The 25,404-nt window shown below is 69.9% G+C and carries 28 protein-coding genes; 21 read left to right on the top strand and 7 right to left on the bottom strand.

What is annotated here, in order from left to right:
• Nucleotides 1-20: 20 nt before the first annotated feature.
• Together AC3ERS_RS12865 and AC3ERS_RS12860 are read right to left on the bottom strand one after the other, a co-directional pair.
• Nucleotides 21-509: a hypothetical protein gene (locus tag AC3ERS_RS12865; RefSeq protein WP_431966939.1), complete on the bottom strand. Its 489-nt coding sequence runs from the start codon at nt 507-509 to the stop codon at nt 21-23.
• 119 nt (nt 510-628) lie between these two features.
• A complete protein-coding gene (locus tag AC3ERS_RS12860) occupies nt 629-1,504 on the bottom strand; it encodes a DUF3109 family protein (protein WP_431966937.1) in 876 nt (291 codons plus the stop codon).
• Nucleotides 1,505-1,569: 65 nt separating this feature from the next.
• Between AC3ERS_RS12860 and AC3ERS_RS12855 the strand changes: the two genes are divergently transcribed.
• The 9 genes from AC3ERS_RS12855 to AC3ERS_RS12815 all read left to right on the top strand — a co-directional run bounded on the left by AC3ERS_RS12855 (nt 1,570) and on the right by AC3ERS_RS12815 (nt 10,382).
• On the top strand, nt 1,570-2,601 hold the full coding sequence (locus tag AC3ERS_RS12855; protein WP_431966935.1) for a Ppx/GppA family phosphatase: 1,032 nt from the start codon (nt 1,570-1,572) through the stop codon (nt 2,599-2,601).
• Nucleotides 2,602-2,715: 114 nt separating this feature from the next.
• Complete coding sequence (locus tag AC3ERS_RS12850; protein WP_431966933.1) at nt 2,716-4,350, top strand: hypothetical protein; 1,635 nt, start codon at nt 2,716-2,718, stop codon at nt 4,348-4,350.
• Between the two features lie 141 nt (nt 4,351-4,491).
• Entirely contained in the window at nt 4,492-5,367 is an 876-nt protein-coding gene (locus AC3ERS_RS12845; protein ID WP_431967420.1) for a sugar phosphate isomerase/epimerase family protein, read from the top strand.
• 115 nt (nt 5,368-5,482) lie between these two features.
• Nucleotides 5,483-6,370: a thioesterase family protein gene (locus AC3ERS_RS12840; RefSeq protein WP_431966931.1), complete on the top strand. Its 888-nt coding sequence runs from the start codon at nt 5,483-5,485 to the stop codon at nt 6,368-6,370.
• A gap of 23 nt (nt 6,371-6,393) precedes the next feature.
• Complete coding sequence (gene proC / locus AC3ERS_RS12835) at nt 6,394-7,215, top strand: pyrroline-5-carboxylate reductase (RefSeq protein WP_431966929.1); 822 nt, start codon at nt 6,394-6,396, stop codon at nt 7,213-7,215.
• 190 nt (nt 7,216-7,405) lie between these two features.
• The gene (locus AC3ERS_RS12830; protein ID WP_431967418.1) at nt 7,406-7,696 is read left to right on the top strand and encodes a helix-turn-helix domain-containing protein; all 291 of its coding nucleotides are present in this window, start codon (nt 7,406-7,408) and stop codon (nt 7,694-7,696) included.
• Nucleotides 7,697-7,940: 244 nt separating this feature from the next.
• On the top strand, nt 7,941-8,042 hold the full coding sequence (locus AC3ERS_RS12825; protein ID WP_003402602.1) for a 30S ribosomal protein bS22: 102 nt from the start codon (nt 7,941-7,943) through the stop codon (nt 8,040-8,042).
• A 283-nt stretch (nt 8,043-8,325) separates the two neighbouring features.
• Entirely contained in the window at nt 8,326-9,357 is a 1,032-nt protein-coding gene (locus tag AC3ERS_RS12820; RefSeq protein WP_431967416.1) for an NAD-dependent epimerase/dehydratase family protein, read from the top strand.
• On the top strand, nt 9,354-10,382 hold the full coding sequence (locus AC3ERS_RS12815) for a lysophospholipid acyltransferase family protein (protein ID WP_431966927.1): 1,029 nt from the start codon (nt 9,354-9,356) through the stop codon (nt 10,380-10,382). Before AC3ERS_RS12820 ends, AC3ERS_RS12815 begins: the two co-directional genes overlap by 4 nt.
• 34 nt (nt 10,383-10,416) lie before the next feature.
• Here the strand turns inward: AC3ERS_RS12815 and AC3ERS_RS12810 are convergent, their stop codons facing one another.
• Entirely contained in the window at nt 10,417-11,421 is a 1,005-nt protein-coding gene (locus AC3ERS_RS12810; RefSeq protein ID WP_431966925.1) for an HAD family hydrolase, read from the bottom strand.
• Between the two features lie 129 nt (nt 11,422-11,550).
• Here AC3ERS_RS12810 and AC3ERS_RS12805 point away from each other — a divergent pair, with 129 nt between their 5' ends.
• From AC3ERS_RS12805 to AC3ERS_RS12785, 5 genes are all read left to right on the top strand, one after another.
• Entirely contained in the window at nt 11,551-11,835 is a 285-nt protein-coding gene (locus AC3ERS_RS12805) for a glutaredoxin family protein (protein ID WP_431966923.1), read from the top strand.
• A 237-nt stretch (nt 11,836-12,072) separates the two neighbouring features.
• On the top strand, nt 12,073-12,903 hold the full coding sequence (locus tag AC3ERS_RS12800) for a redox-sensing transcriptional repressor Rex (RefSeq protein WP_431966921.1): 831 nt from the start codon (nt 12,073-12,075) through the stop codon (nt 12,901-12,903).
• A 135-nt stretch (nt 12,904-13,038) separates the two neighbouring features.
• Entirely contained in the window at nt 13,039-14,451 is a 1,413-nt protein-coding gene (locus tag AC3ERS_RS12795; protein WP_431966919.1) for a glutamyl-tRNA reductase, read from the top strand.
• On the top strand, nt 14,448-15,545 hold the full coding sequence (gene hemC / locus AC3ERS_RS12790) for a hydroxymethylbilane synthase (protein ID WP_431966917.1): 1,098 nt from the start codon (nt 14,448-14,450) through the stop codon (nt 15,543-15,545). The genes AC3ERS_RS12795 and hemC overlap by 4 nt, the downstream gene beginning before the upstream one ends.
• Nucleotides 15,542-17,104, top strand: a complete 1,563-nt coding sequence (locus AC3ERS_RS12785; protein WP_431966915.1) for a bifunctional uroporphyrinogen-III C-methyltransferase/uroporphyrinogen-III synthase — start codon at nt 15,542-15,544, stop codon at nt 17,102-17,104. The genes hemC and AC3ERS_RS12785 overlap by 4 nt, the downstream gene beginning before the upstream one ends.
• A gap of 200 nt (nt 17,105-17,304) precedes the next feature.
• Here AC3ERS_RS12785 and AC3ERS_RS12780 read toward each other — a convergent pair whose 3' ends face one another.
• From AC3ERS_RS12780 to AC3ERS_RS12770, 3 genes are all read right to left on the bottom strand, one after another.
• Nucleotides 17,305-17,616: a hypothetical protein gene (locus tag AC3ERS_RS12780; protein ID WP_431966913.1), complete on the bottom strand. Its 312-nt coding sequence runs from the start codon at nt 17,614-17,616 to the stop codon at nt 17,305-17,307.
• Between the two features lie 108 nt (nt 17,617-17,724).
• Nucleotides 17,725-18,006: a hypothetical protein gene (locus AC3ERS_RS12775; RefSeq protein WP_431966911.1), complete on the bottom strand. Its 282-nt coding sequence runs from the start codon at nt 18,004-18,006 to the stop codon at nt 17,725-17,727.
• A 193-nt stretch (nt 18,007-18,199) separates the two neighbouring features.
• A complete protein-coding gene (locus tag AC3ERS_RS12770) occupies nt 18,200-18,994 on the bottom strand; it encodes a tetratricopeptide repeat protein (protein ID WP_431966909.1) in 795 nt (264 codons plus the stop codon).
• Nucleotides 18,995-19,211: 217 nt separating this feature from the next.
• Here AC3ERS_RS12770 and hemB point away from each other — a divergent pair, with 217 nt between their 5' ends.
• The 6 genes from hemB (at nt 19,212) to AC3ERS_RS12740 (ending at nt 22,717) form a co-directional block, all read left to right on the top strand.
• Nucleotides 19,212-20,189, top strand: coding sequence for a porphobilinogen synthase (hemB, locus tag AC3ERS_RS12765; protein ID WP_431966907.1), 978 nt, complete (start codon nt 19,212-19,214; stop codon nt 20,187-20,189).
• Nucleotides 20,186-20,716: a hypothetical protein gene (locus AC3ERS_RS12760; RefSeq protein WP_431966905.1), complete on the top strand. Its 531-nt coding sequence runs from the start codon at nt 20,186-20,188 to the stop codon at nt 20,714-20,716. Before hemB ends, AC3ERS_RS12760 begins: the two co-directional genes overlap by 4 nt.
• A gap of 341 nt (nt 20,717-21,057) precedes the next feature.
• Nucleotides 21,058-21,843: a hypothetical protein gene (locus tag AC3ERS_RS12755; RefSeq protein ID WP_431966903.1), complete on the top strand. Its 786-nt coding sequence runs from the start codon at nt 21,058-21,060 to the stop codon at nt 21,841-21,843.
• Nucleotides 21,840-22,088, top strand: coding sequence for a hypothetical protein (locus AC3ERS_RS12750; protein ID WP_431966901.1), 249 nt, complete (start codon nt 21,840-21,842; stop codon nt 22,086-22,088). Before AC3ERS_RS12755 ends, AC3ERS_RS12750 begins: the two co-directional genes overlap by 4 nt.
• A gap of 62 nt (nt 22,089-22,150) precedes the next feature.
• Complete coding sequence (locus AC3ERS_RS12745; RefSeq protein WP_431966899.1) at nt 22,151-22,402, top strand: hypothetical protein; 252 nt, start codon at nt 22,151-22,153, stop codon at nt 22,400-22,402.
• A 96-nt stretch (nt 22,403-22,498) separates the two neighbouring features.
• Nucleotides 22,499-22,717: a hypothetical protein gene (locus AC3ERS_RS12740; protein ID WP_431966897.1), complete on the top strand. Its 219-nt coding sequence runs from the start codon at nt 22,499-22,501 to the stop codon at nt 22,715-22,717.
• Nucleotides 22,718-22,803: 86 nt separating this feature from the next.
• Here the strand turns inward: AC3ERS_RS12740 and AC3ERS_RS12735 are convergent, their stop codons facing one another.
• The gene (locus AC3ERS_RS12735) at nt 22,804-23,196 is read right to left on the bottom strand and encodes a hypothetical protein (protein WP_431966895.1); all 393 of its coding nucleotides are present in this window, start codon (nt 23,194-23,196) and stop codon (nt 22,804-22,806) included.
• A gap of 167 nt (nt 23,197-23,363) precedes the next feature.
• Between AC3ERS_RS12735 and hemL the strand changes: the two genes are divergently transcribed.
• Nucleotides 23,364-24,701, top strand: coding sequence for a glutamate-1-semialdehyde 2,1-aminomutase (gene hemL, locus AC3ERS_RS12730; protein WP_431966893.1), 1,338 nt, complete (start codon nt 23,364-23,366; stop codon nt 24,699-24,701).
• The last annotated feature ends 703 nt before the right edge of the window (nt 24,702-25,404 follow it).

The following is a 25,404-nucleotide window of genomic DNA, read 5'->3' as shown; positions in this document are numbered from 1 at the left end:
GCGTTCGGAAGAACCGGGACTCAGCGTCCGAACAGGCTGCCGAGCAGCTTGCCCGCGCTGCCCGTTCCCGCACTGCCGGTGCCCCCGCCCGGATTTCCGGGATCTCCGGGGTCGCCCGGGTCGCCGGGGTCGCCCGGGTCGCTCGGGTCGGTCACCTGCACGACTATGGTCTTGGTGCTGCCGCCCTGCGAGGCCGTGATCAGGTGCTGCCCCGGCGTTTTCGGCGTCCAGCTGACGGAGGATTCGCCGACCGGCCACGGCACCTTCGGGCCGGTGATCTGATCGCCGTTGTCCGACCAATAGACAAGCAGGCCGATGCCCGCGCCGCTGAGCTCGGCGCGCAGCGTGTAGGTGGTGTCGATGGTGTGGTCGGTGCCCGACACGGTGATCGAGTCGACGGTGGCGTGCGCCTGCGGCGCCGCGAAGACGGCGACGGCCGTCGCCGCGGCGAAGCCCGCGAGTCCGGTGCCGATCCGGCGCCCGACCAGGCCTGGCGTGGTGATACTCATGGTGTTCTCCTGTGCTGCCCACTGGATGTGGGCCTCCGCACAGTAAGCGACCGAATGTGTGAAATGTTGGCGTTTCGCAAAACTGGACAAGCGTCCGCTAGGGCGTGCGGCGTGGAGGGCTAGGCCGTGCCGTGTGCTCGCTGCTCGGCGTTGCGCTGCGCGTGCACCGTCGCGGGATGGACCGCGATCAGGCCGAGTCCCTCCCTGCGCTTGCAGTGCCTGGCCAGCTCGCCGTAGGCGGGTTCGCCGAGCAGTTCTTTCAGCTCGGGCGCGTAGGACTGCCAGACCGGCCGCGCGCCCACGTGCGCGTCGGGCGAACCGGAGCAGTACCAGTCCAGGTCGAGGCCGCCGGGACCCCAACCGCGCCGGTCGTATTCGGTGATCACCGTGCGCAGGATCTGCACGCCGTCGGGACGGTCGACCCATTCCTGAGTGCGCCGGATCGGCAGCTGCCAGCAGACGTCCGGCTTCACGGTGTGCGGCTCGATGCCGCGGCGCAGCGCCATGGTGTGCAGCGCGCAGCCGACGCCGCCTTCGAAGCCGGGGCGGTTCAGGAAGATGCACGCGCCGTCGAAGCGCCGGGTGCGCAGCGCGGGTTCGTCCTCGAGCTCGTCGAGCTCCAGGTAGCCCTTCTTGGTCACCTTGCCCTTGGCGTTCTCGGCCTCGCGCATCAGCTGCCAGTCGTCCGGTGTGAGCAGTTTCACAGCGTTACGCAAACGCTCCTGGTCGTCCTCGTCGGAGAGGAACGCGCCGTGTGAACAGCAGCCGTCGTCCGGGCGACCGGCGATGATGCCTTGGCAGGCGGGCGTCCCGAAGACGCAGGTCCACCGGGACAGCAGCCAGGTCATATCGGCGACGATCAGGTGCTCGTCATTTGCTGGATCGACGAACTCGATCCATTCGCGCGGGAAATCGAGATCGACCTCCGGCGCGGGGTCGATCTTCGCCGCTGGTCGGGGCGGGGTCTGGCTGCTTGCGGTTGCGCCTACCGTCACACCTGCAGACGCTAACAGTTCGATCGCCTGGCCTGAAGTGCTGGTCGACCCAGTACCGTGTTCATGTGCGGCTTGGGGTACTCGATGTCGGAAGCAATACCGTTCACCTGCTCGTGGTGGACGCGCACCGTGGCGGCCATCCGATGCCGATGAGCTCGACGAAGGCCACGCTCCGGCTGTCGGAGAACCTGGACGACGCGGGCCGGATCACCGTCCAGGGCGCCGAGCGGCTCATCAAGACCGTGGCCGAATTCGCCAGCATCGCCGAGACATCCCGCTGCGTGGAGCTGATGCCGTTCGCCACCTCCGCGCTGCGCGAGGCCGCCAACTCCGAAGAGGTGCTGGCCAGGGTGCGCGCCGAGACGGGCGTCGAGCTGCGGGTGCTCACCGGCGTCGACGAGGCCCGGCTGACCTTCCTCGCGGTGCGCCGCTGGTACGGCTGGAGCGCGGGCCGCATCCTCAACCTCGATATCGGCGGCGGCTCACTGGAGATGAGCAACGGCGGCGACGAGGAGCCCGACGTCGCGCTCTCGCTGCAACTCGGGGCGGGCAGGCTCACCAGGGAGTGGCTGCGCGAGGATCCGCCGGGCAAACGCCGGGTCGCGGTGCTGCGCGACTGGCTCGACGCCGAACTCGTCACCCCCGCCAAACAGCTGATCGAGGCGGGCAGGCCCGATCTCGCCGTCGGCACGTCGAAGACATTCCGATCGCTGGCCAGACTGACCGGAGCGGCGCCCTCCGCGGCGGGCACCCGGGTGCGTCGTACACTCACCAGCTCAGGTCTGCGCCAACTGATTGCCTTCATCTCGCGGATGACGGCGTCGGACCGTGCAGAATTGGAAGGCGTAAGTTCCGATCGGTCACAGCAATTGGTGGCTGGCGCATTGGTCGCGGAGGCGAGTATGCGGGCGCTGTCGCTGGATACCCTCGAGATTTGTCCGTGGGCACTGCGAGAAGGGCTGATCCTGCGCAAACTGGATACCGATATGAACGGTGGACCCGAAGCATCGCGTTCGACGGGCCCGGCGGCCGAACCAGGCAAGCCGGCGCCCGGCGGTGACGCGCTCGCCGGTCCGATCGGAACGGTGTCGTCATGAACGAACGCAGTGAGCCGAGCGCCAGCGAGGCGCAGGCATGAGCGAACGCAGTGAGCGAATCATGTGCCAGCGCGCATCGCGCATGCCGGAACCGAGCGTCAGCGAGGTGCAGGTATGAGTGATGAATCCAAGCAGCTATCGGTCGCCGAACTGCTGGCTCGCAACGGGCAGCAGGGCGCGTCGTCCGGCGGTGGCCGGCGCAGGCGCGGTGGCCGCGGCATCTCCGTCGCCGAGCTGACGGGCGACCTTCCGGTCATCCGTGACGGCGGCAGCCACTCCGCGCACGCCGCACCCGACGACGAGGTGGCCGAAGCGCCCGCGCACGAACCGTCGTCGTTCGAGCCCGCCTCCTACGCGCCCGCATCTTACGAGCCGACCGCTTTCGAGCCCCCGGCTTTCGAACCCGCTGCGCCGGAGCCGATGTCGTTCGCCGCTCCGGATCCCGTCGCGGAGCTGCCGAACCATTCCCCGATGTCCGGCCCGATCACCAGGTACGACCCGCTGGCTCCCTACCGGGAAGCGACGTCCTACCCCGAGCCGGCCCCCTACCCGGCGGCACCGTCCTACCCCGAGCCGACGCCCTACCCGGCGACGCCGTCCTACTCGGATCCGCCGCCCGGACGCTCCAACCTGGTCATGCCCGGACGCGACATGTCCCCGGGCTCCCGGCACAGCGCGCCGGACCCGCTGGCGGCCGGGTCGCCGTACGGCGCCGACGCACTGGCCGAGGCGCCGGCTCCGAAGCGCAGCGGACGCAGACGCAAACCGGACCCGGACGAAGACTCCACCATCGTGGTCGGCCCGCCGCTGCGCGATCCGGTCGACTTCGACATTCCGCGCAACGGACGCCCCGCGCTCGACGAGCCAGGGACCCGCGGCGGCGACAGGCAGGATCGCGGTGGCCGCGGCGGCCGGGCCGCGCGGCGCAGGGCCGCCGAGGCCGAGGAGACCGGTCCGTCGACCGCGGCGTGGGCGCCCCCGTCGAACGGGTTCGCCCCCGACTCCGCGCCCCTGCCGCTCTCGCCGCTGCCCGACCGCGGCAAGCCGTCGGGGCGCGCGCCGAGCCAGGAGCCGCGCGAGGAGCAGCGAAGATCTCCTCGCTCCGAGGGCGGGGTGCCCTCGTGGTCGGCGCGGCGGCACAAGCCGGAGCCGCAGAAGACCGATTCCGAACCCGGGTCCGGCGGTATCCCGACGGCCGCGTGGTCGCTGGCCAGTCAGGATCAGCAGCTGGTCTCCGGCTCGACGGTGGCGGGCGATCTGCTGCGCGACGGCGTGGAGCGCGCCGGACGCGCGGGCGCCGGTCGCGGTCGGTCGCGCGGCGGTCGCGCCGAGGTCGCGCTCGACGAGGGCCTGACCGATGTGCACGACCCGTTCCTGCTCGACGACGAGGAGGACGACGAGGACGAGCCGCAGGCGCGTGCCGCGGCGCCGGCCAAGCGGCCGTCGACGCGCCGCTCCCGCACCGCGCGCAAGGCCGAGTACGACGCCAACCGCAAGCAGTGGATGGTTCTCGGCGGGCAGAGTACCGGCGCCGCGGTCGCCGGAATGTTGCTGTTCAAAGGTTTCGAGCGGATGTGGGAGATGCTCCCCTGGGTGGCGCTGGCCCTGGCGATGATCGTGATCCTCGGTCTGGTGGCCCTGGTTCGGATCCTGCGCCGGACCGACGACATCCTCAGCACGGTGATCGCCGTCGTTGTGGGCATCTTCGTCACGCTGGGACCGCTAGCCTTTCTTCTCAGTACGAACTGAGTAGGGAGCGCGGCTGTGGGGACCATCGGGCAGGCGGAGAACACTCGGATCGGAAGCGCGGTCGGGGGACCGGCGCCCGATCAGACCGGCGATCCGGCGGCCGGCGCGCCGGGCGGATCGTCCGGGGCGCCGGGCCGCGACATCCTGGTCGGCCTCTCCAGCGCCTCGGTCTACCCGCAGAACACCGAGGCGGCCTTCCGGTACGCGGCCGAGCTGGGCTACGACGGCGTGGAGCTGATGGTGTGGGCCGAGCCCGCCAGCCAGAGCATCGCCACCGTGCAGAGCTACGTCCGCAAGTACGACGTTCCGGTACTCGCGGTGCACGCGCCGTGCCTGCTGATCTCCCAGCGCGTGTGGGGCGCGGACCCGGTGGCCAAGCTGGAGCGCAGCGTGCGGACCGCCGAGGCGCTCGGCGCGGCGACCGTGGTGGTGCATCCGCCGTTCCGCTGGCAGCGGCGCTACGCGGAGGGCTTCGCCGAGCAGGTCGCCGAGCTGGAGGAGCACAGCCCGGTCGTCGTCGCGGTGGAGAACATGTTCCCGATGCGCGCGGATTCGCTGTTCGGCCGTGGCGCGAGTTCGGCGAAGCGGCTGGAGCGGCGCGGCGGCCCTGGCTGGGGCCTGACCGCCTTCAGCCCGTCCTACGACCCGACCGATACCGGCTTCCGGCACTACACCCTCGACCTCTCGCACACCGCGACCGCGGGCGCCGATCCGCTCGCGCTGGCCGCCAGGATGGGACAGGGCCTCGCCCACCTGCACCTGGCCGACGGCCGCGGCGCGGCCCATGACGAACATCTGGTGCCCGGCGACGGCACCCAGCCTTGCGCCGAACTGTGCGCGCAGCTGGTGAGCACCGGCTTCTCCGGGCACGCCGTCGCCGAGATCAACACCCAGAACGCCCGCACCACCGCCCATCGCGCCGCGATGCTGCACCGCACGCTGGCCTTCGCCCGGCTGCATCTGAACGGCGTGGCCCCCACGCCCGCGTCGGCCTCCGCGCACGCGAATCAGCTCTGACGCGCTTCCGCGTCCGCCCGGTGTGAGATCGATCCAGCCCGCTCCCGGGAATGCCGTCCCAGCGATCAAGGGTTGTACGCTGTACGAACGTCTGAGTAGCACGACAGGAGTGACGATGACGCTGGAGTTCACAGCCGACACGGTCGAATCGACCGCGACGGACGGCCCGTTCGGCGCCGTGTGCGCGCTGACCGAGCTGCTCTCGGCCGAGGCAGGCGTCGGACGCTACGCGGGCGTCATCGACGACATCTGGACCATCGGCGAGAAGGTGCACGGCGGCACCATGGTCGCCGCGAGCGCTGCGGCCGCCACCCGATGGCTGCGCGCCTCCGATCCGACGCTCACCGAGATGGCGCCGATCGCCGCCAGCTCGGACTTCCTCGGCGCCCCCGTGCCCGGCGAGGTCGAGTACGAGGTGCGCATCCGCAAGGTCGGACGTCAGATCTGCCTCGCCGACGCCACCCTCAGCCAGAACGGCCGCGCCATGGTGCGCACCGCCTTCACCTTCGGTCACCTCGACGACATCGAACCGCTGTACGCCGCCGAGCACAGCGACATGTCCGCCGAACCCGCCGCTGACGCCATGGGTTACGAGGGTTCCCCGATGGGCAAGATCGTGCACGTCGCCAAGGGCGCCGACCTCTACCTGGACCGGAAGTGGGCGAAGTTCCTGGACGGCGCGAAGGGCGAGCCGCGGCTGCGGCTGTGGATGCGTCCGTTCGAGGCCGATCAGCGCGATCCCGACGTGTCCATGTACTTCGCGATGATGGCGGCCGACATGAGCCCGCCGGTGCCTGCGAACCTCGGCCAGTTCGGCTGGGCGCCCACCGTGCAGATGACCACCTACCTCCGGCGCAGGCCCGCACCCGGCTGGCTGCGCATCATCGCCACCTCGCACGAGGTGGGCGGACGCATGTTCGACGAGGATCAACTCATCCTGGACAGCACGGGTGCGGTGGTCGCGCAGAGCCGTCAGCTCGCACTGATTCCGCAACGTCGCTGACGCGCACACTAATCTTTACGTCCATGACGAGAATTGCGGTGATCGGTGGAGGCCGAATCGGGGAGGCGTTGATCGCCGGCCTGCTGGAGTCGGGCAGGGCGAGCAAGGATCTGGTCGTCGTCGAGAAGCACGCCGATCGGGCGGAGCTGATCGCGAACCGGTTCGGCGTGCGGGTCACCGGCGAGGCGGCCGACGCGGCCGTCGGCGCCGACCTTCTGGTGATCGCCGTCAAGCCGGGCGACGTGGACGTCGTGCTGACCGAACTGGGCAAGGCCGAGCTGAACGCGGGCGACCGCGACCAGGTGCTCGTCTCGCTGGCGGCGGGCGTGCCGACGGCGCGGCTGGAGGCCAAGCTGCCCGCGGGCTTCCCGGTGGTGCGGGTGATGTCGAATACCCCGATGCTGGTCGGTCAGGGCATGAGCGTGCTGGCGCCGGGTCGCTACGCCAAGGCCGAGCAGCTCGAGCTGGTCACCGAGGTGCTCTCCGCGGTCGGCAAGGTCGTCACCGTGGCCGAGTCGCACATGGACGCGGTCACCGCGGTATCCGGCTCCGGCCCCGCCTACTTCCTGCTGGTCGTCGAGGCCATGGTGGACGCGGGCGTCGGGCTCGGCCTGACCAGGGACGTGGCCACCCAGCTGGTGGTGCAGACGATGGTCGGCTCGGCCGCGCTGCTCGACGAGTCCGGCCAGAGCGCGGTGGAGCTGCGCGCGGCCGTCACCTCACCCGCGGGCACCACCGCGGCGGCCCTGCGCGAGCTCGAACGCGGCGGCGTCCGCTCGGCGTTTCTCGAGGCGCTGCACGCGGCCAAGCGGAGGTCGGCGGAACAGGGCGCGTCGGCGGAATAACGCCCGGCCGTACATCTACCGTTCCCCTCGGGGCAAACCGGGCGTCAGAAGCTGATTTCTCACACACGTCGCAGCAATCCCACTGGCCCCGCTAAGCTTCAAGGAGCACGTGCGTGTCTGTTCCGCCGGTGGGGAAGCCGGCGGCGCGGACGTGCCGGAGGTCAATGGTGCAATGATGTCTTCCAACAAGATGTCTGCAAATAGCTCGGGGACGTCACCAGGTTCGTCCGGCCCATCCGGTGGCCGGGGCGGAGGTAGAGCGCAAAGTGGTTCGGGATCGTCCGGCCAGTCGATACTCGGCGGTGGCACTCAATTCCTGACGGTCGCCGAAGTGGCGAGTCTGATGCGGGTTTCCAAGATGACGGTCTATCGGTTGGTGCATTCGGGCGAACTGCCCGCGGTGCGCGTCGGCCGGTCGTTCCGCGTGCACGCCAAAGCCGTGCACGATTACCTGGAGACGTCTTACTTCGACGCAGGCTGAGGCGGTTTCGCCCCCGAAAGGGCCCCGTGGCGGTGCGCGGCGGCCCGCGGATGACGGCGCCCTCGACCGCGAGGGCCCTTGCTCGGGCCCCCATCGGATACCGGTAGGATGAACCCTCGGTTCGTGTTCGCCTGCCTGCGGCGCCAGTTCGTGGTGTCCGGTGGCCGCTGGCGGCGCGGATGCCGAAATCAGCTAGGCGTACGCCATGCGTGCGCGCCGAGTAGAGAGAACGCGAGGACACCCTATGGGTTCTGTGATCAAGAAGCGCCGCAAGCGCATGTCGAAGAAGAAGCACCGCAAGCTGCTTCGCCGCACGCGTGTTCAGCGGCGCAAACTCGGCAAGTGAGCATGCGCGCCGGTAGGGCGGACATCGTCCGGCCGGCGCCTGTGCGACACGAGGCCCGTCACCTCCCGGTGGCGGGCCTCAGTCTTTGAAATAGTTCAGTTTGAAACCTATTCGATGTATCCGGTGACTGAAGTCATCGTTAGATCCTGGTTAATAACCTCGGCGACCCAGACGGTAGCGGTTACTCTGGAACCGCCAATAAATGTAAATGGGGGCCTGGTAGGTGGGAACCGGTGCTGCGGTGGGATCTGACATAAGAGACGGGCACACGCCCAAGGTTGTGATGGTGACCGGCGCAAGCCGCTTCTTCGGCAGCGCCGTGGTGGCCAAGCTCGCCCAGGATCCCGCTGTCGAGCGTATCCTCGCCGTCGACAGCATGACCCCGAGCCGGGAACTGCGGCGCCGAATGGGACGTGCCGAGTTCGTGCGTGGCGATATTCGAAATCCATTGATCCGCAAGGTGATCGGCGGCAACGAGGTCGACACCGTCGTGCACACCGCGATGCTGGCCAAGCCGCCGTCCGGCGGCGGTCGCGCGGTGATGAAAGACCTCAACGTGCTCGGCGCGATGCAGCTGTTCGCGGTCTGCCAGAAGTCGCCGTCGGTGCGGCGGGTCGTGGTGCGCTCCACCTCGGCGGTCTACGGGTGCAGCGCCAAGGATCCGGCGAAATTCACCGAGGAAATGAGCGCCCGCACGCCGCCGCGCGGATGGTTTGCGCGCGACATGATCGAAATCGAGGGTTTCGTCCGAGGGCTCGCGCGGCGCCGTCCCGATATCGCGGCATCGATTCTGCGTTTTGCGCCGATTGTGGGCCCGCGACTGGCCGGGCGCGGCGTACAGTATCTCCGTTCACCCGTAACGCCGACCGTCTTCGGACGGGACCCTCGAATGCAGCTGTTGCACGAAGAAGATGCGGTGGCCGCGCTGGCACATTCGGCGCAGACGGCCCCCGGCGGTACTTACAACATCGCGGGCGATGGTGCGTTGACGCTGTCGCAGGCGGTGCGCAGGGCGGGGCGCATCGAGCTGCCTGTGCCGTTCACGGTGTTCCGCACCGCAGGCCGCGCGTTGATGGGGCCGGTGATGCGGGAATTCACCGGCGAACAACTCGATTACTTCCATTTCGGCTGTGGCCTGGACACCACGCGAATGCGAGCCGAACTCGGCTTCGAACCGCGGTGGACAACGGTTCAGGCGTTCGACGACTTCATCGGGGGCGCAGCGTTGCGGCCCGTCTTCGATCCAGCGTGGATCGATGCCGCAGAAAAGAAACTGCTCGGCCTCATAGGGGCCGGTACGGGAGCACACCAATGAACGACGTGGCGAAAGTCATCCAACTTCATGATCTGAATATCGAAACCAGGCAGCGCACCAGCACTCGTCGCTGGCCGGACCGTACGCCGGGGGAGACGAAGCCGACCCGGGTCACGTCCCTGACGGATCGGCTCGCGTCGGCCGTGCCGCAGGCGCCGCAATCGTTGTCCGACCTGATTCGCAAAGAGGTCGGCAAGCAGATCGGCCGCACCGCCGATTTCGCGCGCCGCCGCCTGACCGGCGACTATCAGGTGGACGAGTTCGGCTTCGACGAACACCTGCTCGAATCGGTCATCCTGCCCGCGCTGCGCCCGCTGTCGGACCTGTGGTTCCGCGTCGAGGTCCACGGCATGGAGAACATCCCCGAAGTGGGCGGCGCGCTGGTGGTGGCCAACCACGCGGGCACCGTGCCGGTCGACGGCCTGATGCTCCAGCTGGCCATCCACGACCACCACGCCAAGCAGCGCGCGCTGCGTCTGCTCGCCGCCGACCTCATCTTCGAGATGCCGTTCCTCGGCGTGCTGGCACGCAAGGCCGGGCACACGCTGGCCTGCCGCGAGGACGCCGAGCGCCTGCTGCGCTCCGGCGAACTGACGGGTGTGTTCCCCGAGGGATTCAAGGGCGTCGGCAAGCAGTACTCCGACCGCTACAAGCTTCAGCGCTTCGGCCGCGGCGGTTTCGTCGCCGCCGCCGTGCGCACCGGCGTGCCGATCATCCCGTGCTCGATCGTCGGCTCCGAGGAGATCTACCCGAAGCTCGCCGACATCAAGCCGCTGGCGCGACTGCTCGGTCTGCCGTACTTCCCTGTGACGCCGACCTTCCCGCACCTCGGCCCGCTCGGCGCGGTGCCGCTGCCCTCGAAGTGGTACATCGAATTCGGCAAGCCCATCGCCACCACGGCCTACGAGCCGGAGGCCGCCGACGACCCGATGACCATGTTCGAGGTCACCGACCAGGTCCGCGAGACCATCCAGCAGACGCTCTACAAACTGCTCACCAAGCGCCGCAACGCATTCACCGGTTAGCGCTGTGTTCTTGGCGCGCTGGCGCGCCGAAAACTCAGTGGTCGCGCCTGCGGGTGACCGCCGCGGCTACGGCGCCGCCCGCAGCGCCGAGTGCCAGTGCGGTCGGTACGCCGATCTTGGCCGCCTTGCGGCCGGTGCGGAAGTCGCGGATTTCCCAGCCGCGGTTCTTGGCCAGCTCGCGTAGGTCCGAGTCGGGATTGATCGCGACCGCCGTGCCGACCAGCGAGAGCATCGGCACGTCGTTGTGGCTGTCGGAGTACGCGGTGCAGCGCTTGAGGTTCAGGCCCTCGCGGATGGCCAGCGTGCGCACCGCGTGCGCCTTGCCGAGCCCGTGCAGGATGTCGCCGACCAGCCGCCCGGTGAACTTGCCGTCGACGCTCTCGGCCACGGTGCCGAGCGCGCCGGTCAGGCCGAGGCGCTTGGCGATCACCTGGGCCAGCTCCACCGGCGTCGCGGTGACCAGCCAGACCTGCTGGCCCGCGTCCAGGTGCATCTGCGCCAGCGCGCGGGTACCCGGCCAGATCTTGTCGGCGATGATCTCGTCGTAGATCTCCTCACCGAGCGCGGCCAGCTCGGAGGTCGGGCGGCCCGCGATGAACGAGAGCGCCTTCTCCTTGCCCGAGGCCATGTCGGTGCTGCTCTCCTTGCCGGTGACGCGGAACTTCACCTGCTTCCACGCCACGTCGACCAGGTCGGAGGTCTTGAAGTATTTGCGCGCCGCGAGACCGCGCGCGAAATGCACGATCGAGGCGCCCTGCACCATCGTGTTGTCCACGTCGAAGAACGCCGCCGCGGTGAGATCGCGCGGCACCTCCAGCCCCGTGGGCTCGGCCGTCGCCAGCTCCGATTCGTGCAGCGACAGCGCCGCGTCGGCGCTGGCCTCGCCCGCCAGATTCGCGCGGACCTCCTCCTCGCTCGGTCCGAACGGACTGCGGGAGATGCGCGCGAGCTGGTCCTGCAGCCCCTGGCCGAGCGGGCCCAGATGCCACCGCACCGGGAACTCGCCGAACCGGCCCGCGATGAACCCGGCCCTCTCCACCCTCGATCGTTCCGGCACCAGTACCTCCGCCCGTTCGCGCGAACCACGTCCACACTAACCGGATTCACCGACAGTCACCCGAAAGACCACGCGCACCGAAGGGAGTGGCGAGGGGATTTAATATCGGCCATGACCAATCCCACAGAGAGCGCCGCCGCGCCGCCCGCGCACGAAGTGATTTTGCTGACCCGAGCCGGCTGCGGGCTGTGTGCCACGGCACTGGAGCAGTTGCGGGCGATCTGCGCGGATTTCGGCATCGAGCCCGGCGCCCTCGACGTCGACGTCGCCGCGGAAACCGACCCTGGCCTGCGCGCGGAGTACGGCGACCGGCTGCCCGTCGTGCTTGTGGACGGTCGCGAGCACAGCTACTTCGACGTCGACGAGGCGCGTTTGCGGGCTGATCTGGGTCGCTGATCGGTGTGATCCGTGTCCGATTCGGCCGCTGCGCTGGTCGCGGCGGAAAATGAGGCCAATTTCACCGACTTTGTGCAGGGCTTCACAAGCGGTTACGGTGGTGGCACGCGACCCGCATGCCGAGGCTGCGGAGCGCCCTGAAATCCGATACTTCGACCATGGCACCGGACCGCCGCCGGGCTCGAGGTCGAACGACGAACCGGACCTGTGCGCAGGCCGGAACGAGGAGCCGACGACGTGACAGAGCAGCATGAGGCGCCGGGCGGCGTCTCCGGCAGGGCTCTGCAGAAAGACATCCCGCAGGCCACCGTGGCGCGGCTGGCTACCTATCTTCGGGTTCTCGCCATGTTGGCCGACGACGGTGTGCTCATCGTATCCAGTGAGGAACTGGCTGTCGCGGCGGGTGTCAATTCGGCGAAGTTGCGCAAGGATTTGTCGTTCCTGGGCCCCAATGGCGTCCGGGGTGTCGGCTATGACGTAGCAAAGTTGCGGACCAGGATCGAGGACGTGCTCGGTCTGTCCGGTGGACATCGCGTGGTGCTGGTCGGCGTCGGAAATCTGGGCCGGGCCCTGGTCGGCTACGGCGGTTTCCGGCGGCGCGGATTCAGCGTGGTCGGCCTCTTCGACGCCGATCCCGGGGTGGTCGGGCTGTCGGTTGCCGGACTGACCGTGCGCGACGCCGCGGGTCTTGCCGCGGGCATCGCCGAACTGAAACCGACCATCGCGGTGATCGCGGTGCCCGACGACGCGGCCCAGAACGTCTGCGACCAGCTGGTCGCCGCCGGGTTGCAGTCGATTCTGAGCTTCTCCGCGTGCGGGCTGATCGCGCCGCAGACGGTGGAAGTCCGCCGGGTGGACCTGGCGGTCGAAATGCAGATGTTGTCGTTCGAACGGACCCGCAATGCCGAGCCGGAGCAGCTGCCCGAGGTGGCGCACGCGGGCTCGGGGCGGATCGCGCGCCGCGTGCCGACTCCGCACTCTCCGGCCGGCCATCCGGCCCTCACGCACTCGACGACCTCGCATTCGGCAACGGAGCCAAGCAGCAAGGGATCGGTGGTTGCACCATGAGCGAGCGAATTCTGTGCGAGCGTGCCTCACGCATGCCGAGCATCAGTGAGGCGCTGGCATGAGTGAACGTAGTGAGCGAATCATGTGCCAGCGCGCTTCGCGCATGCCGGAGCCGAGCGTCAGCGAGGCGAAGGCATGAGCGTTCTACTCGTCGGGATCTCGCACCGCAGCGCTCCCGTCGCAGTGCTGGAGAAGGTCGCCATCACCGATGCCGACCGGCCCAAGCTGATCGATCGCATGCTCGCCTCCAGCCACATCTCCGAGGCCATGATCGTCTCGACCTGCAACCGCGTCGAGGTCTACGCGGTGGTCGACGCCTTCCACGGCGGTCTCGCCGAGGTCGGTGACCTGCTCACCAAGCATTCCGGGCTGCCGCTGACCGATCTCACCAAGCACGCCTACGTGCGCTACAGCGAGGCCGCCGCCGAGCACCTGTTCGCGGTGGCCAGCGGGCTGGACTCGATGGTCGTCGGCGAGCAGCAGGTGCTCAGCCAGATCCGCGGCGCCTATGCCACCGCCGACGCCCAGCAGGCCGTCGGGCGCACCCTGCACGAGCTGGCCCAGCACGCGCTGCGGGTCGGCAAGCGGGTGCACGCCGAGACCGGTATCGACCGGGCGGGCGCGTCCGTGGTGTCGGTCGCGCTGGATCGGGCCAAGCAGGTCCTCGGCGAACTCGCGGGTCGCACCGCCGTCGTCGTCGGCGCGGGCGCGATGGGCGGGCTCGCCGTCGCGCATCTGTCGCGCGCGGGCATCGGCCGCATCATCGTGGTGAACCGGACCATCGACCGGGCGCGCAGGCTCTCCGAGACCGCGGGCTCCTACGGCGTCGAGTCCTCGGCGCTCGAGCTCTCCCGGCTCACCGAGGCGATGGCCGCCGCCGATGTGGTGGTGACCTGTACCGGTGCGGTCGGCGCCGTGGTGACGCTGGCCGACACCCACCGCGCCCTCGCCGACCGCGATCGCGCCGAATTCCCGGCGACGGAACGTCCGCTGGTGTTCTGCGACCTCGGCTTGCCGCGCGACGTGGAGCACGCCGTGGCCGGTCTGCCCGGCGTCGCGGTCATCGACATCGAGACCTTGCAGCGCGATCCGGCCGCGGGCGCCGCAGCCGACGACACCGCAGCCGCCAGGTCGATCGTCGCCGACGAACTCGCCAAGTACCTGGCGGGCCAGCGCATGGCCGAGGTGACCCCGACGGTCGCCGCCCTGCGCCAGCGCGCCGCCGAAGTGGTGGAAGCCGAACTGCTGCGGCTGGATTCGCGCCTGCCCAGCCTGGCCGATCCGGAACGTGACGAGGTGGCGCGCACCGTGCGCCGGGTCGTCGACAAGCTGCTGCACGCGCCGACGGTGCGGGTGAAGCAACTCGCGTCGACGCCGGGCGGCGACAGCTACGCCGAGGCGCTACGCGAACTGTTCGAACTCAAGCCCGGTGCGGCACAAGCTGTTGCCGCGCCGATGGAAATCAGCACGATCACCGGTGAACTCGGCGCCGGACTCGCCGACGACTTCACCGCGGGACATCTCGGCGAGGAGGGCAAGTCGGCATGACAGTCGTTCAGGAAGAGGACAACATGACAGCCGGCGGCACCCGGGCGCCGTGGCGCATCGGCACCCGAGGCAGTCTGCTCGCGATGACCCAGGCGGGCACCGTGCGCGACGCGCTGATCGCCGCGGGACATCCGGCCGAGCTGGTCGTGGTGAAGACGCCGGGCGATCTATCCTCCGATCCGGTGCAGACGATCGGCGTCGGCGTGTTCACCTCGGCGCTGCGCGACGAGCTGGCCGCGGGAACCATCGACATCGCGGTGCACTCCTACAAGGACCTGCCGACCGCGCCGGACGCGCGTTTCACCATCGCCGCCATCCCGCCCCGCGAGGATCCGCGCGACGCCCTGGTGGCGCGCGACGGGCTGGTGCTCGGCGAGCTGCCCGCCGGTTCCAAGATCGGCACCTCCGCGCCGCGCCGCGCGGCTCAGCTGGCGGCGCTCGGCCTGGGTCTGGACATCGTGCCGCTGCGCGGCAACCTGGACACCCGGCTGCGCAAGGTCACCGAAGGTGAGCTGGACGCGGTGGTGGTGGCCAGAGCCGGACTGTCCAGGATCGGCAGACTCGACGCCGTGACCGAGGCGCTGGAGCCGGTGCAGATGCTGCCCGCCCCGGCGCAGGGCGCGCTCGCGGTCGAATGCCGCAGCGACGACGCCGCGACCATCGACGCGCTGACCCGGCTCGACGACGCGGCCACCCGGGCCGCCGTCATCGCGGAACGGTCGCTGCTCGCCGAGCTGGAGGCCGGATGTACCGCGCCGATCGGCGCGCTGGCCGAGGTCGTCGAGTCGCTGGACGACGACGGTCGCATCGTCGACGAGCTCTCGCTGCGGGCCTGCGCCGCGGCCGCCGACGGGTCCGAGGTGCTGCGCGCCTCGGTGGTCGGAGCGCCCGCCGAGGCCGATCGGCTCGGCCGCGCACTCGCGAAAGAGCTCTTGGAGCTGGGGGCCCGCGAGTTGCTCGGCGCACCCGGAACAGACGACACCGCCGAGGCGAGAGCCGAGCGCCCAGGTGACGTCCCGAACTTGCAGCGGTCGCGACCGGGCGCGACCGAAGGTCGTATCAGTAATCCCAGCCCAATGGAGAACAGCCAATGAGCCGAGCCACCAAGAAGCACCCCGGTCGGATCTTGTTCGTCGGGTCGGGTCCCGGTGACCCGGCGCTGCTGACAGTGCGTGCGCGCGAGGTGCTCGGGCGGGCGACACTGGCCTTCACCGATCCCGACGTCGACAAGGGTGTGCTCGCGCTGATCGGCACCGCGGTCGAGGAGAACGAGGACGGCACGCGGCCGGTCGACGTGCGCCCCGCCCTCGGTGAGCCCGCCGAGGTCGCCAAGACGCTCATTGCCGAGGCCCGCAGCGGCCACGACGTGGTCCGCGTGGTCGCGGGCGATCCGCTGACGGCCGATTCGGTGATCACCGAGGTCACCACGGTCACCCGCTCGCACATGGTGTTCGAGGTGCTGCCCGGCCTGCCCAACGGCTCCGCGGTGCCCAGCTACGCGGGCATCGCGCTCGGCTCCGGCCACACCGAGGCGGACGTGCGCGGCGAAGTCGACTGGGCCGCGCTGGCCGCCGCGCCCGGCCCGCTGGTGCTGCACGCCACCTCCGGTCACCTGGCCGAGACCGCGAGCGCCCTGGTGGAGCACGGCATGGCGCCGCAGACCCCGGTCGCGGTGACGGTGCGCGGCACCACCCGTCAGCAGCGCACCATCGAGGCCACCCTGGCCACGTTGAACAGCGCCGCCTCCGAGCTGGTCGGCCCGCTGGTGGTGACCATCGGCAAGGCGGTCGCCTCCCGGTCGAAGATGTCGTGGTGGGAGTCGCGCGCGCTGTACGGCTGGACTGTGCTCGTGCCGCGCACCAAGGATCAGGCCGCCGACATGAGCGAGCGACTGGTCACCCACGGCGCCATCCCGATGGAAGTGCCGACCATCGCGGTCGAGCCGCCGCGCAGCCCCGCGCAGATGGAGCGCGCGGTGAAGGGTCTGGTCGACGGCCGCTACCAGTGGGTGGTGTTCACCTCCACCAACGCGGTGCGCGCGGTGTGGGAGAAGTTCGCCGAATTCGGTTTGGACGCGCGGGCGTTCAGCGGCGTGAAGATCGCCTGCGTCGGCGAGGCCACCGCCGACAAGGTGCGCTCGTTCGGCATCAACCCGGAGCTGGTGCCCTCGGGTGAGCAGTCCTCCGAGGGCCTGCTCGCCGACTTCCCGCCGTACGACGACGTCTTCGATCCGGTGAACCGAGTGCTGCTGCCCCGCGCCGACATCGCCACCGAGACGCTGGCCGAGGGTCTGCGCGACCGCGGCTGGGAGATCGACGACGTGACCGCCTACCGCACGGTGCGCGCCTCGCCGCCGCCCGCGGAGACCCGCGAGATGATCAAGACCGGCGGTTTCGACGCGGTCCTGTTCACCTCGTCCTCCACGGTGCGCAACCTGGTGGGCATCGCGGGCAAGCCGCACGCACGCACCATCGTGGCCTGCATCGGCCCGAAGACCGCCGAGACGGCCATCGAGTTCGGCCTGCGCGTGGACGTGCAGCCCGAGACCGCGCAGGTCGGCCCGCTGGTCGAGGCGCTCGCCGAGCACGCCGCCCGGCTGCGCGCCGAGGGTCTGCTGCCCCCGCCGCGCAAGAAGAGCCGGCGTAGCCGATAGGTGCCGTCCGCTCCGCGCCCGGGTAGGTGCCGTCCGCTCCGCGCCCGGGAAGGTGATCGGCGCGGCGAAACGCCCGCCCCACGGTGGGCGTTTCGCGTTGTGGGCCGCGGCGCCCCGAGGAGCCTCCCGTTGGTAGGGGACAGCTTCGCCGGTCGCCCATAGAAATGTGGGCGTTTCACTTTTGCTGGACAGCGCTACCGTCACCGATTACACGATTGACAGTGTTCTTGGAAAGGCGGTAGCGCCATGCCCCAGTTGATGACGAAAACTCTTGCGATTGGCCTGCTTTCGTTGACCATCGGTGCCGCTTCGGCCGCACCCGCCGGCGCGGCGCCCGCCGTGGCGCCGCCCGTGGCGGGGACCGGTTCGGCCGCGGATTTGGAATCGGGTTCTGCGACCGGCTCCAGTGCCGTATCCAGCACCTTGGTCAGGCTGTTGGCCTGCTTCGTCGAGTTGCCGGGCAGCAGTACATCAATGCCGTACCCACCGCGGTGTTTGTTCACGCCGCCCATCGGCTGAAACCGTTTCGGTCCGTCCGCGCTGACGGAGCTCGCACGCGGCGAAACGCCCACCTCGTTGTGGGCGTTCCGCTTTCGCGCCCGGCCGTGGGCCGGACGCAGTCATCGGCTGTAACGCAGGAGGGTGCGCACCAGGCGGCATGTGGTGTCCGAGGGCGGGCGGATACCGACGAGTTCGGCGGTGTTGCGGATCTTCTCGTTGCTCGCCTGGGTGGGCAGGTAGATCCCCGAGTCGAGCAGGGCGATGCTCAGCCGCATCGCCTTGAGCCTGCGGTTGTGCGTGACGTACCACTTGCGCGGGCGTCCCGGCGGCAGCGGCCGCTTCTCGAGCGGCCGGTACGGGGCGATGATCGTGGACTTTCGGGCGGTTTCGGTCGCGGGCATGTGCGTCCTCCCCTCGCGATCGGGAACCCGGCGGATCCCCTCGAACACAGCTTCGATTCTACCCGTGCCCACCGACAAAAACCGCTGGCTGCAACACTTTTCGGGCTCGTCGGTCGGTGCGCACGGAATGCTGATCCTGCCTGCCGTCTCCGAACGATCGCTCGATGCTCTGGCAGGCAGGGCGACGGCGATGTCACGAGTCGAGAAGCAGCCGAAGGGCTTCGGGGTGGCCGAGATCGGCTGCCTTCCGGAGCCAGTAAATGGCTTCGTCAGACGCGGCGCCGTTCGGCGTGCTGGTGGTTCGGCGGTCCCGCAACGTCATCGCCAGGAGGAACATCGACTCGGGATCGCCCGCCGCCGCGCCTCGGCGCAGCCAGCGCTCGCCTTCGTCGAATTCGTCGCGATCCAAATACGCCGCGCCGAGCACCGCCATGGCGTCGCGGCGACCACGACGCGCGGCCTCGGCGAGCAGCTCGACGGCGCGCTCGAACGCACCGGCGCGGGCCAGGTGCACACCGAGACTTCGCATTGCTGTGGGATTTCCGGCCTCGGCGGCGCGCTCATACCAGCGCACGGCGGACTCGTCGTCCTCGCGCCGGTGCGCGATCACGCCCATATTGGTCATCGCCTCCGGGGCGCCCGCCTCCGCCGCCGGTCGCAACCAGCGCTCGGCCGCGTCCAGTTCCCCTCGCTCCAGATACAGCGCCCCGAGCTGGAGATCCGCGCCCGCGCAACCGGCGGCGACGGCCTGCTCCCACCATTCGATGGCCTCCGCCACGCGCCCGTCCGCCACCGCGAGCTCGCCGAGCGGGACGAGCGCGGAACCGCTGCCGAGCTCCGCCGCCCGTCGCAGCCAGTGTTCCGCGCCGCCCGGGTCGTTCGCCTCCCGTAGCGCCTCGGCCAGCCGCTCCATCGCCCACACGTCCCCGCCGTCGGCGAACCGCCGCAACGCCGCCACCCGCGATCCGTACCGGTCGTAACCCGTCATCGCCTTGCCTCCGAGGTCCGTGCGTGCCCCGACTTCAGGATGACGCACAATTTCGCGACCGTGGGAGCGAGCCGCCGCCGTCGCGTCCCATGCGCGACCCGATTCGCCGCGGCTCACGACGATGGGGGCGGTCCCGGCCCGAAGCCGGAGGTGGGCCGGATCACCCCCGTCCGGTGCGCTCGCGACACCTTCCCCGAGCAGGCGTATCGTGCGATTCATGACCGGAATGGACCGCCCGCGGCGGTTGCGCCGTACTCCCGCTCTGCGCCGTCTCGTGGCCGAAACAACGTTGGAACCACGGCAATTGGTGCTGCCGATGTTCGTGGCCGACGGGCTGGACGAACCGCGGGAGATCGGTTCGATGCCGGGGGTCTACCAGCATTCGATGGACTCGCTGCGCAAGGCGGCGGTCGAGGCCGTCACGGCGGGCGTCGGCGGGCTCATGCTCTTCGGCGTGCCCAAGCCGGAGGACAAGGACGCCACCGGCAGCCAGGCCAGCGATCCGAAGGGCATTCTGAACCGCGGCCTGCGCGCGCTGGCCGACGAGGTCGGCGACGCGACGGTGGTCATGGCCGACACCTGCCTCGACGAGTTCACCGACCACGGCCACTGCGGCGTGCTCGCGCCGGGCGGCGCGGTGGACAACGACGCGACCCTGCACCGCTACGTCGACATGGCGATCTCGCAGGCCGAGGCGGGCGCCGACCTGCTCGGCACCAGCGGCATGATGGACGGCCAAGTCGGCGCGATCCGGCGCGGCCTCGACGCGGTCGGCCGCACCGACACCGCCATCCTGGCCTACGCCGCGAAGTACGCCTCGGCCTTCTACGGTCCGTTCCGCGAGGCCGTCGGCTCGTCGCTGGAGGGCGACCGCCGCACCTATCAGCAGGACCCGGCCAACCGCAGGGAGTCGCTGCGCGAGCTCGAGCTCGACCTGTCCGAGGGCGCCGACATCGTGATGGTCAAGCCCGCCATGTCCTACCTGGACATCCTGCGCGATGTCGCCGACCGGTCCACGGTGCCGGTGGCGGCCTACCAGATCTCCGGCGAGTACTCGATGATCACGGCGGCGGCGCAGCGCGGCTGGATCGACCGCCGCGCCGCCGTGCTGGAATCGCTGACCAGCATCCGCCGGGCGGGCGCGGACATCGTGCTCACCTACTGGGCAACCGAGGCCGCACACTGGTTGTCGTGACGAACTCCCCGAGACCGATGGGCGTGCTGCCGGTCCCGCACCGGCCGCCGATGCCCGAAGACATCCGTACGGCTCGCCAATTGTGGTGGGGGATCATCGGATTCGGTGTCGTGCAGCTGGTCGGCACGGTGCTGACCTCGTTGCAGCAGCGCGAGGACCTCGACCAGCGGATGTTCGATCAGGGCAAGGTGGGCGACCCGAATTTCGCCATGGCCACCGCCGAGCTGCTGGTGTCGCTGATGCTGGTCGTCATGGTGCTCGCCGGTCTGGCGCTGGCGGCGGGCGCTTTCGCGGTCGTACACCAGTTCGGCCGCGGCAAGCTCTGGGCGCGCACCGTACTGACGGTGCTGGCCGTGTGGCTGGTGCTCGGCGCCGTCGCGGCGCTGTTCGCTCTGGACGCGGTGACCGGCGCGGCCTCGCTGGTCGCGGGCGGCGCGGCGATCGTGCAGGGCGTGCTCGCGGGCGGCGCACTGTTCCTCAGCTTCCGTCCCGACTCGACGAAGTACTTCCAGAACAACCTCCGGTGAACGAATAACGGTGGCCGCATCGAGTTTGTCGCGGTAGCGCGGACATGTATGGTGAGGGTTGTCACAGTAATCATGGGAACCGGTAGTTATTGGTCATGCGTTGTCTTGCGTTGCGTGAGGGCGTCATCCAGTTGGCTCCGGGAGATCGGAGGCATAGATGCGAGTGGTGATCCAGCAGCCGCAGAGCATGCGACGAGACTTGCTCGTCCTGAGCCTGCTGATCCTGTTCGGCTTGGTCACCGTCGCGGTCCTGCTGCTGCCCGGTCTGGTCGGCTGATTTCACCGGCGGGACGACCCGGCGCCGGGCTGCGTCGGAGGCGCGATCTGATGGGTAGCGCGGCGTGAGCGATGGCGACGCCGTGCTGTTCGTGGAGCCGGGTGCGCGCTGGCGCGCGGTCGCTTACGGCCCGCTGCTCTGTCTTCTCGTTCTGGTACTGGAAATGGTCACGTCCAGTCCGGTGCACTGGTTCGCCCTGATCTTCTGTGGGGCGCTCATCGCGGCTTTCGTTGCGCTGCAAGTGGTCGCGGGCCGCCGTCATGTGAGCGTCGAACTCACCGAGTCCACCCTGCGTCAGGGCACCGAGACCCTGCCGCTCACCGGCGTCACCGCCGTGTTGCCCGAGCGCGACGAGCATTCCTGGAACGATGAGGAGTGGGAGTCGGCGCGGGCGCTCGGCGAATTGAGCGGTGTGCCGCGCAGGCGGAAAGGGATCGGACTGCGGTTGGGCGACGGCGGACTGGTGCAGGCGTGGGCGCGCGATCACCGCGGTCTGCGGACCGCGCTCGCCACGGCGCTGCGGCCGGAGGACGTCGAGGCGCAGGACAAGGCCGATGATGCGGAGCTGCAGCGGGCGGAGGGCGTCGAGGAAAAGCGCAGCGCCCATGACGAGGAAAAGCGCAGCGCCGATGGCATGGAGGCATCGCCGGTCGGGGGCATCGAGGAGCGGCGCACCGCCGATGGCGCGGAGGCGTTGCCGGTCGGGGGCATCGAGGAGCGGCGCACCGCCGATGGCGCGGAGGCGTTGCCGGTCGGGGGCATCGAGGAGCGGCGCACCGCCGATGGCGCGGAGGCGTTGCCGGCCGAGGGCATCGAGGAGCAGCGCAGCGAGAACGGAGCGGACCGGTGAGACGTGACATGGTGGTGGCGCTCGGCGAGGTCGTGGCGGCCGTCGTCGTGCTGGCGCTCGCGGCGCTGAGCTGGGGTCGTGGCACCGTCACCACGTCGTTCGCGGCGCTCGGCGAGATGCCCGCCTTCGACGCGACCCGCTATGTCGCGCCGTGGCTGGTTCTCGCGGCTTTCCTGGTCGTGGTGGCGGGTCTGCTCGCCATCGACGCCGTCACTCGCGCCGTCCGTTCCGCCGCCGAGAAGTAAGGCGGGGCCGGACAACTCGGCCGCTCCCGTTTTGCCGCCGTGCGGGCGGGAACCTCCCAACCATGAAGCCGACGATCCACGCCGAGAAGCTCGCCGTCGGGGTTGCGGCGGGTTGCCTGATCGGTGCGGCCGCCGCGATACCGGCCGCTGCCGCTCCCATCGAATCCACCCCGCCGCCACCTGTGCCTGTGGCGCCCGCGTTCGCCGCGACTCCGCCGCCCGGGCTGCTGGAGTTGCTGCCCACGCCACTGGACTGCCTGGTCACCACCGGGTTCGCGTTGTTCTGCGTCGGCATCACCAACCCGAGTATTTGAAACGATAACGCTTCACAAAACTTCCGATGCGCATACGATTCGTGCTGTGGCGCACCGGTATTCGCCGGTGGGCTTGTCGAATGGAAGGTGTGACTCGTGAAAGTTCTCGTCACGAGATCGGTTGCGGCCCTGGTCGCGACCGCTGCGGTCGGTCTGGCCGCTTCGCCCGCGCTGGCGGACCCGGCCGGTCTGCCGCTGGAGCCGACGGCGCCGGTCGCCGGTCTGGTGCCGGAGACCGGGTCGGCGGGAGCCATGAACGGGATCCTGTGCTCGTTGCAGACCCTGTCCGCCGCGCTGCCGTGCGTTTACACATAGGCGTACCGGCGCTCACTGGAACCGAAATCTCTGTCGCCGAATGAACTACTCGCCCGCGGACTTCGGTCCGCGGGCGAGTTCGTCATTCAGCGGGACCAGTTCTGATAGATGTCGAGCACGCGGCCGTTGCGAGTCCCCGGCGCGTTCAGATAGATGGTTACGGAACCATCGGGGTGGCTCGCGGATTCGGAGATCACCTGGCGCAGGGTGGCGCGCACGCCGCCACTCTGATCGCGGAAGAGCTCGGTGTCCTGGTGCAAGCCTGCGCCGATCCGGTCCAGCGGCACGAACATCGTGATCAGCGCGGGGCCGGGGCCGCCCGCCAGCGCGGCCGTCTCCTCGTGGCTCAACCGGACGCCGATGCGGCCCTGGTCCAGATCGGCGACCGGGTCGGCCGCCGTGGCGGTCCCAGCGCCGAATAGCGCTGCCGCGGAGGTGAATACGGCCAATGCTGCCGTGCTGACGAGGGCAAACCGCATGAGGAGCCTCCCGAGGGGTAGTCGCAGTCGACCAGCAGAGATTACGGACGCGTCGCCCGATATCGCGGCAAACGCGGCCCGGCGTGTTGCCGGGCGGACTGCGGCGCGCGTCACTCTCCTACACCCTGTCGTCGACCGGGTTCACCGGGGCTGCGACACTGGAGGCCGTGAGTTCTTCTCCGCGCGTGACCAGGGCATCGGTGCCGGTTTCCGCTCAGCTCTTCGATCGGGCGAGTGCGGTGATCCCCGGCGGGGTCAACTCGCCGGTGCGGGCGTTCAAATCGGTCGGCGGCACGCCGCGGTTCATCGACTCCGCGAAGGGTTACACGCTCACCGATGCCGACGGCAACGACTACGTCGACCTGGTGTGCTCCTGGGGTCCGATGATCCTCGGGCACGCGCACCCCGCGGTCGTCGAGGCGGTGCAGCGTGCCGCGGTCGGCGGCCTGTCCTTCGGCGCGCCCACCGCGGCGGAGATCGAGCTCGCCGAGTTGATCATCGAGCGCGTCGCGCCGGTGGAGCGGGTGCGGCTGGTGAACTCCGGCACCGAGGCCACCATGAGCGCGGTGCGGCTGGCCCGCGGTTATACGGGCCGTACCAAGATCATCAAGTTCAGCGGCTGCTACCACGGCCACGTCGACGCGCTGCTGGCCGACGCGGGCTCGGGCGTCGCGACGCTCGGCCTGCCCAACTCGCCCGGCGTCACCGGCGCGCAGGCGAGCGACACCATCGTGCTTCCGTACAACGACCTCGACGCGGTGGCCGCGGCCTTCGCGGCGCACCCCGGCCAGATCGCGTGCGTGATCACCGAGGCCGCCGCGGGCAACATGGGCGCGGTCGCGCCGGTGCCCGGTTTCAACGAAGGGCTGCGCGCGCTGACCACCGAGCACGGTGCGCTGTTGATCATGGACGAAGTGATGACCGGATTCCGCGTCAGCCGTTCCGGCTGGTTCGGTCGCGACGGTGTCGCCGGTGATCTCTACACCTTCGGCAAGGTGATGAGCGGCGGCCTGCCCGCCGCCGCGTTCGGCGGACGCGCCGAGGTGATGAAGCAGCTCGCCCCGCTCGGCCCGGTGTACCAGGCGGGCACGCTCTCGGGTAACCCCGTCGCCGTCGCCGCGGGCCTTGCCACGCTGCGTGCCGCCGACGACGCGGTCTACGCCGCACTGGATCGCAACGCCGAACGGCTCGGCGGCCTGCTCACCGAGGCGCTCGGCGCGGCGGGGGTCGAGCATCACGTGCAGTTCGCGGGCAATATGGTGAGCGTGTTCTTCTCCGACCGTCCGGTCACCGACTACGCCACCGCCAAGGCCAGCCAGACCTGGCGTTTCCCGGCCTTCTTCCACGCGCTGCTCGACGGCGGCGTGTACGCGCCGCCGAGCGCGTTCGAGGCGTGGTTCGTCTCCGCGGCGCTCGACGAGGACGCGTTCGACCGAATCGCCGCAGCCCTGCCCGCCGCCGCGCACGCGGCCGCGGCCGCCACCCCCGAAGGATCCCGCGCGTGAGTTCCGACCACGACAAGCCCGGCGTCGCCCGCCGCGAACTACCGACCGACCCCGACCCAACGACCACCACCCCGCCGAGCGCGGACTCCCCGTTCAGCGAGGCCGAGGCACTCGGCGCGATCACCGAAGCCGAGATCACCGAGGAGTCCGCCGCCCGCGCGTCGGCGTCGGCCGCTGCCGCCGCCGACCTGGATCTCGCCGACGCACCGGTGGAAGGTGACGACGCGGGTGCTGCGGATGCCGATGCTGAGAGCGTCGCGGCCGACGAGATCGCCGGTGCCGACGCCGCTGCCGAGCTTGCCGACGCCGCCGCGGATGTGAATGCTGCCGGTGCCGCAACCGATGCTGCTGCCGAGATCGCCGTCGATGCTGCTGCCGAGTCCGAGACCGCCGCGAAAGCGAACGCTGCCGACACTGAGATGGTTGCTGCTGCCGAGCTGGCCGGTGCTGCTGTCGAGTCTGATGCCGTCGATGCAGAGGTCGAGGCCGCTGCTACCGATGTGAATGCAGCCGAGAACACCGCGGACGTGAGCGCTGCCGATGCCGAGGCGGTTGCGGCCGACAAGATCGCCGACGCCGCTGCCGAATCCGGGGCCGCCGAGTCCGCTGAGTCCGAGGTTGCCGAAGTTGCTGCCGAGGCGGCCGCCGATCTGAACGCTGCCGAGGCTGTGATCGACGCCGATGTGAACACCGCCGAGGCCAA

Source organism: Nocardia sp. bgisy134, from assembly GCF_057708325.1.
Note: the sequence above shows the minus strand (reverse complement) of the source record. Positions and strands in the feature narration are given on the sequence as shown.

Excerpts from the sequence above, each read along its gene's own strand:
- AC3ERS_RS12865 (WP_431966939.1), bottom strand. The coding sequence starts at position 509 with ATGAGTATCACCACGCCAGGCCTGGTCGGGCGCCGGATCGGCACCGGA.
- AC3ERS_RS12820 (WP_431967416.1), top strand. The coding sequence starts at position 8,326 with ATGGTGACCGGCGCAAGCCGCTTCTTCGGCAGCGCCGTGGTGGCCAAG.
- AC3ERS_RS12735 (WP_431966895.1), bottom strand. The coding sequence starts at position 23,196 with ATGCGGTTTGCCCTCGTCAGCACGGCAGCATTGGCCGTATTCACCTCC.
- AC3ERS_RS12840 (WP_431966931.1), top strand. The coding sequence starts at position 5,483 with ATGACGCTGGAGTTCACAGCCGACACGGTCGAATCGACCGCGACGGAC.
- AC3ERS_RS12795 (WP_431966919.1), top strand. The coding sequence starts at position 13,039 with ATGAGCGTTCTACTCGTCGGGATCTCGCACCGCAGCGCTCCCGTCGCA.
- AC3ERS_RS12805 (WP_431966923.1), top strand. The coding sequence starts at position 11,551 with ATGACCAATCCCACAGAGAGCGCCGCCGCGCCGCCCGCGCACGAAGTG.
- AC3ERS_RS12815 (WP_431966927.1), top strand. The coding sequence starts at position 9,354 with ATGAACGACGTGGCGAAAGTCATCCAACTTCATGATCTGAATATCGAA.
- AC3ERS_RS12745 (WP_431966899.1), top strand. The coding sequence starts at position 22,151 with ATGAAGCCGACGATCCACGCCGAGAAGCTCGCCGTCGGGGTTGCGGCG.
- hemC (WP_431966917.1), top strand. The coding sequence starts at position 14,448 with ATGACAGTCGTTCAGGAAGAGGACAACATGACAGCCGGCGGCACCCGG.
- AC3ERS_RS12830 (WP_431967418.1), top strand. The coding sequence starts at position 7,406 with ATGTCTGCAAATAGCTCGGGGACGTCACCAGGTTCGTCCGGCCCATCC.
- AC3ERS_RS12780 (WP_431966913.1), bottom strand. The coding sequence starts at position 17,616 with ATGGGCGGCGTGAACAAACACCGCGGTGGGTACGGCATTGATGTACTG.
- AC3ERS_RS12850 (WP_431966933.1), top strand. The coding sequence starts at position 2,716 with ATGAGTGATGAATCCAAGCAGCTATCGGTCGCCGAACTGCTGGCTCGC.
- AC3ERS_RS12770 (WP_431966909.1), bottom strand. The coding sequence starts at position 18,994 with ATGACGGGTTACGACCGGTACGGATCGCGGGTGGCGGCGTTGCGGCGG.
- AC3ERS_RS12825 (WP_003402602.1), top strand. The coding sequence starts at position 7,941 with ATGGGTTCTGTGATCAAGAAGCGCCGCAAGCGCATGTCGAAGAAGAAG.
- AC3ERS_RS12775 (WP_431966911.1), bottom strand. The coding sequence starts at position 18,006 with ATGCCCGCGACCGAAACCGCCCGAAAGTCCACGATCATCGCCCCGTAC.
- hemB (WP_431966907.1), top strand. The coding sequence starts at position 19,212 with ATGACCGGAATGGACCGCCCGCGGCGGTTGCGCCGTACTCCCGCTCTG.
- AC3ERS_RS12785 (WP_431966915.1), top strand. The coding sequence starts at position 15,542 with ATGAGCCGAGCCACCAAGAAGCACCCCGGTCGGATCTTGTTCGTCGGG.
- proC (WP_431966929.1), top strand. The coding sequence starts at position 6,394 with ATGACGAGAATTGCGGTGATCGGTGGAGGCCGAATCGGGGAGGCGTTG.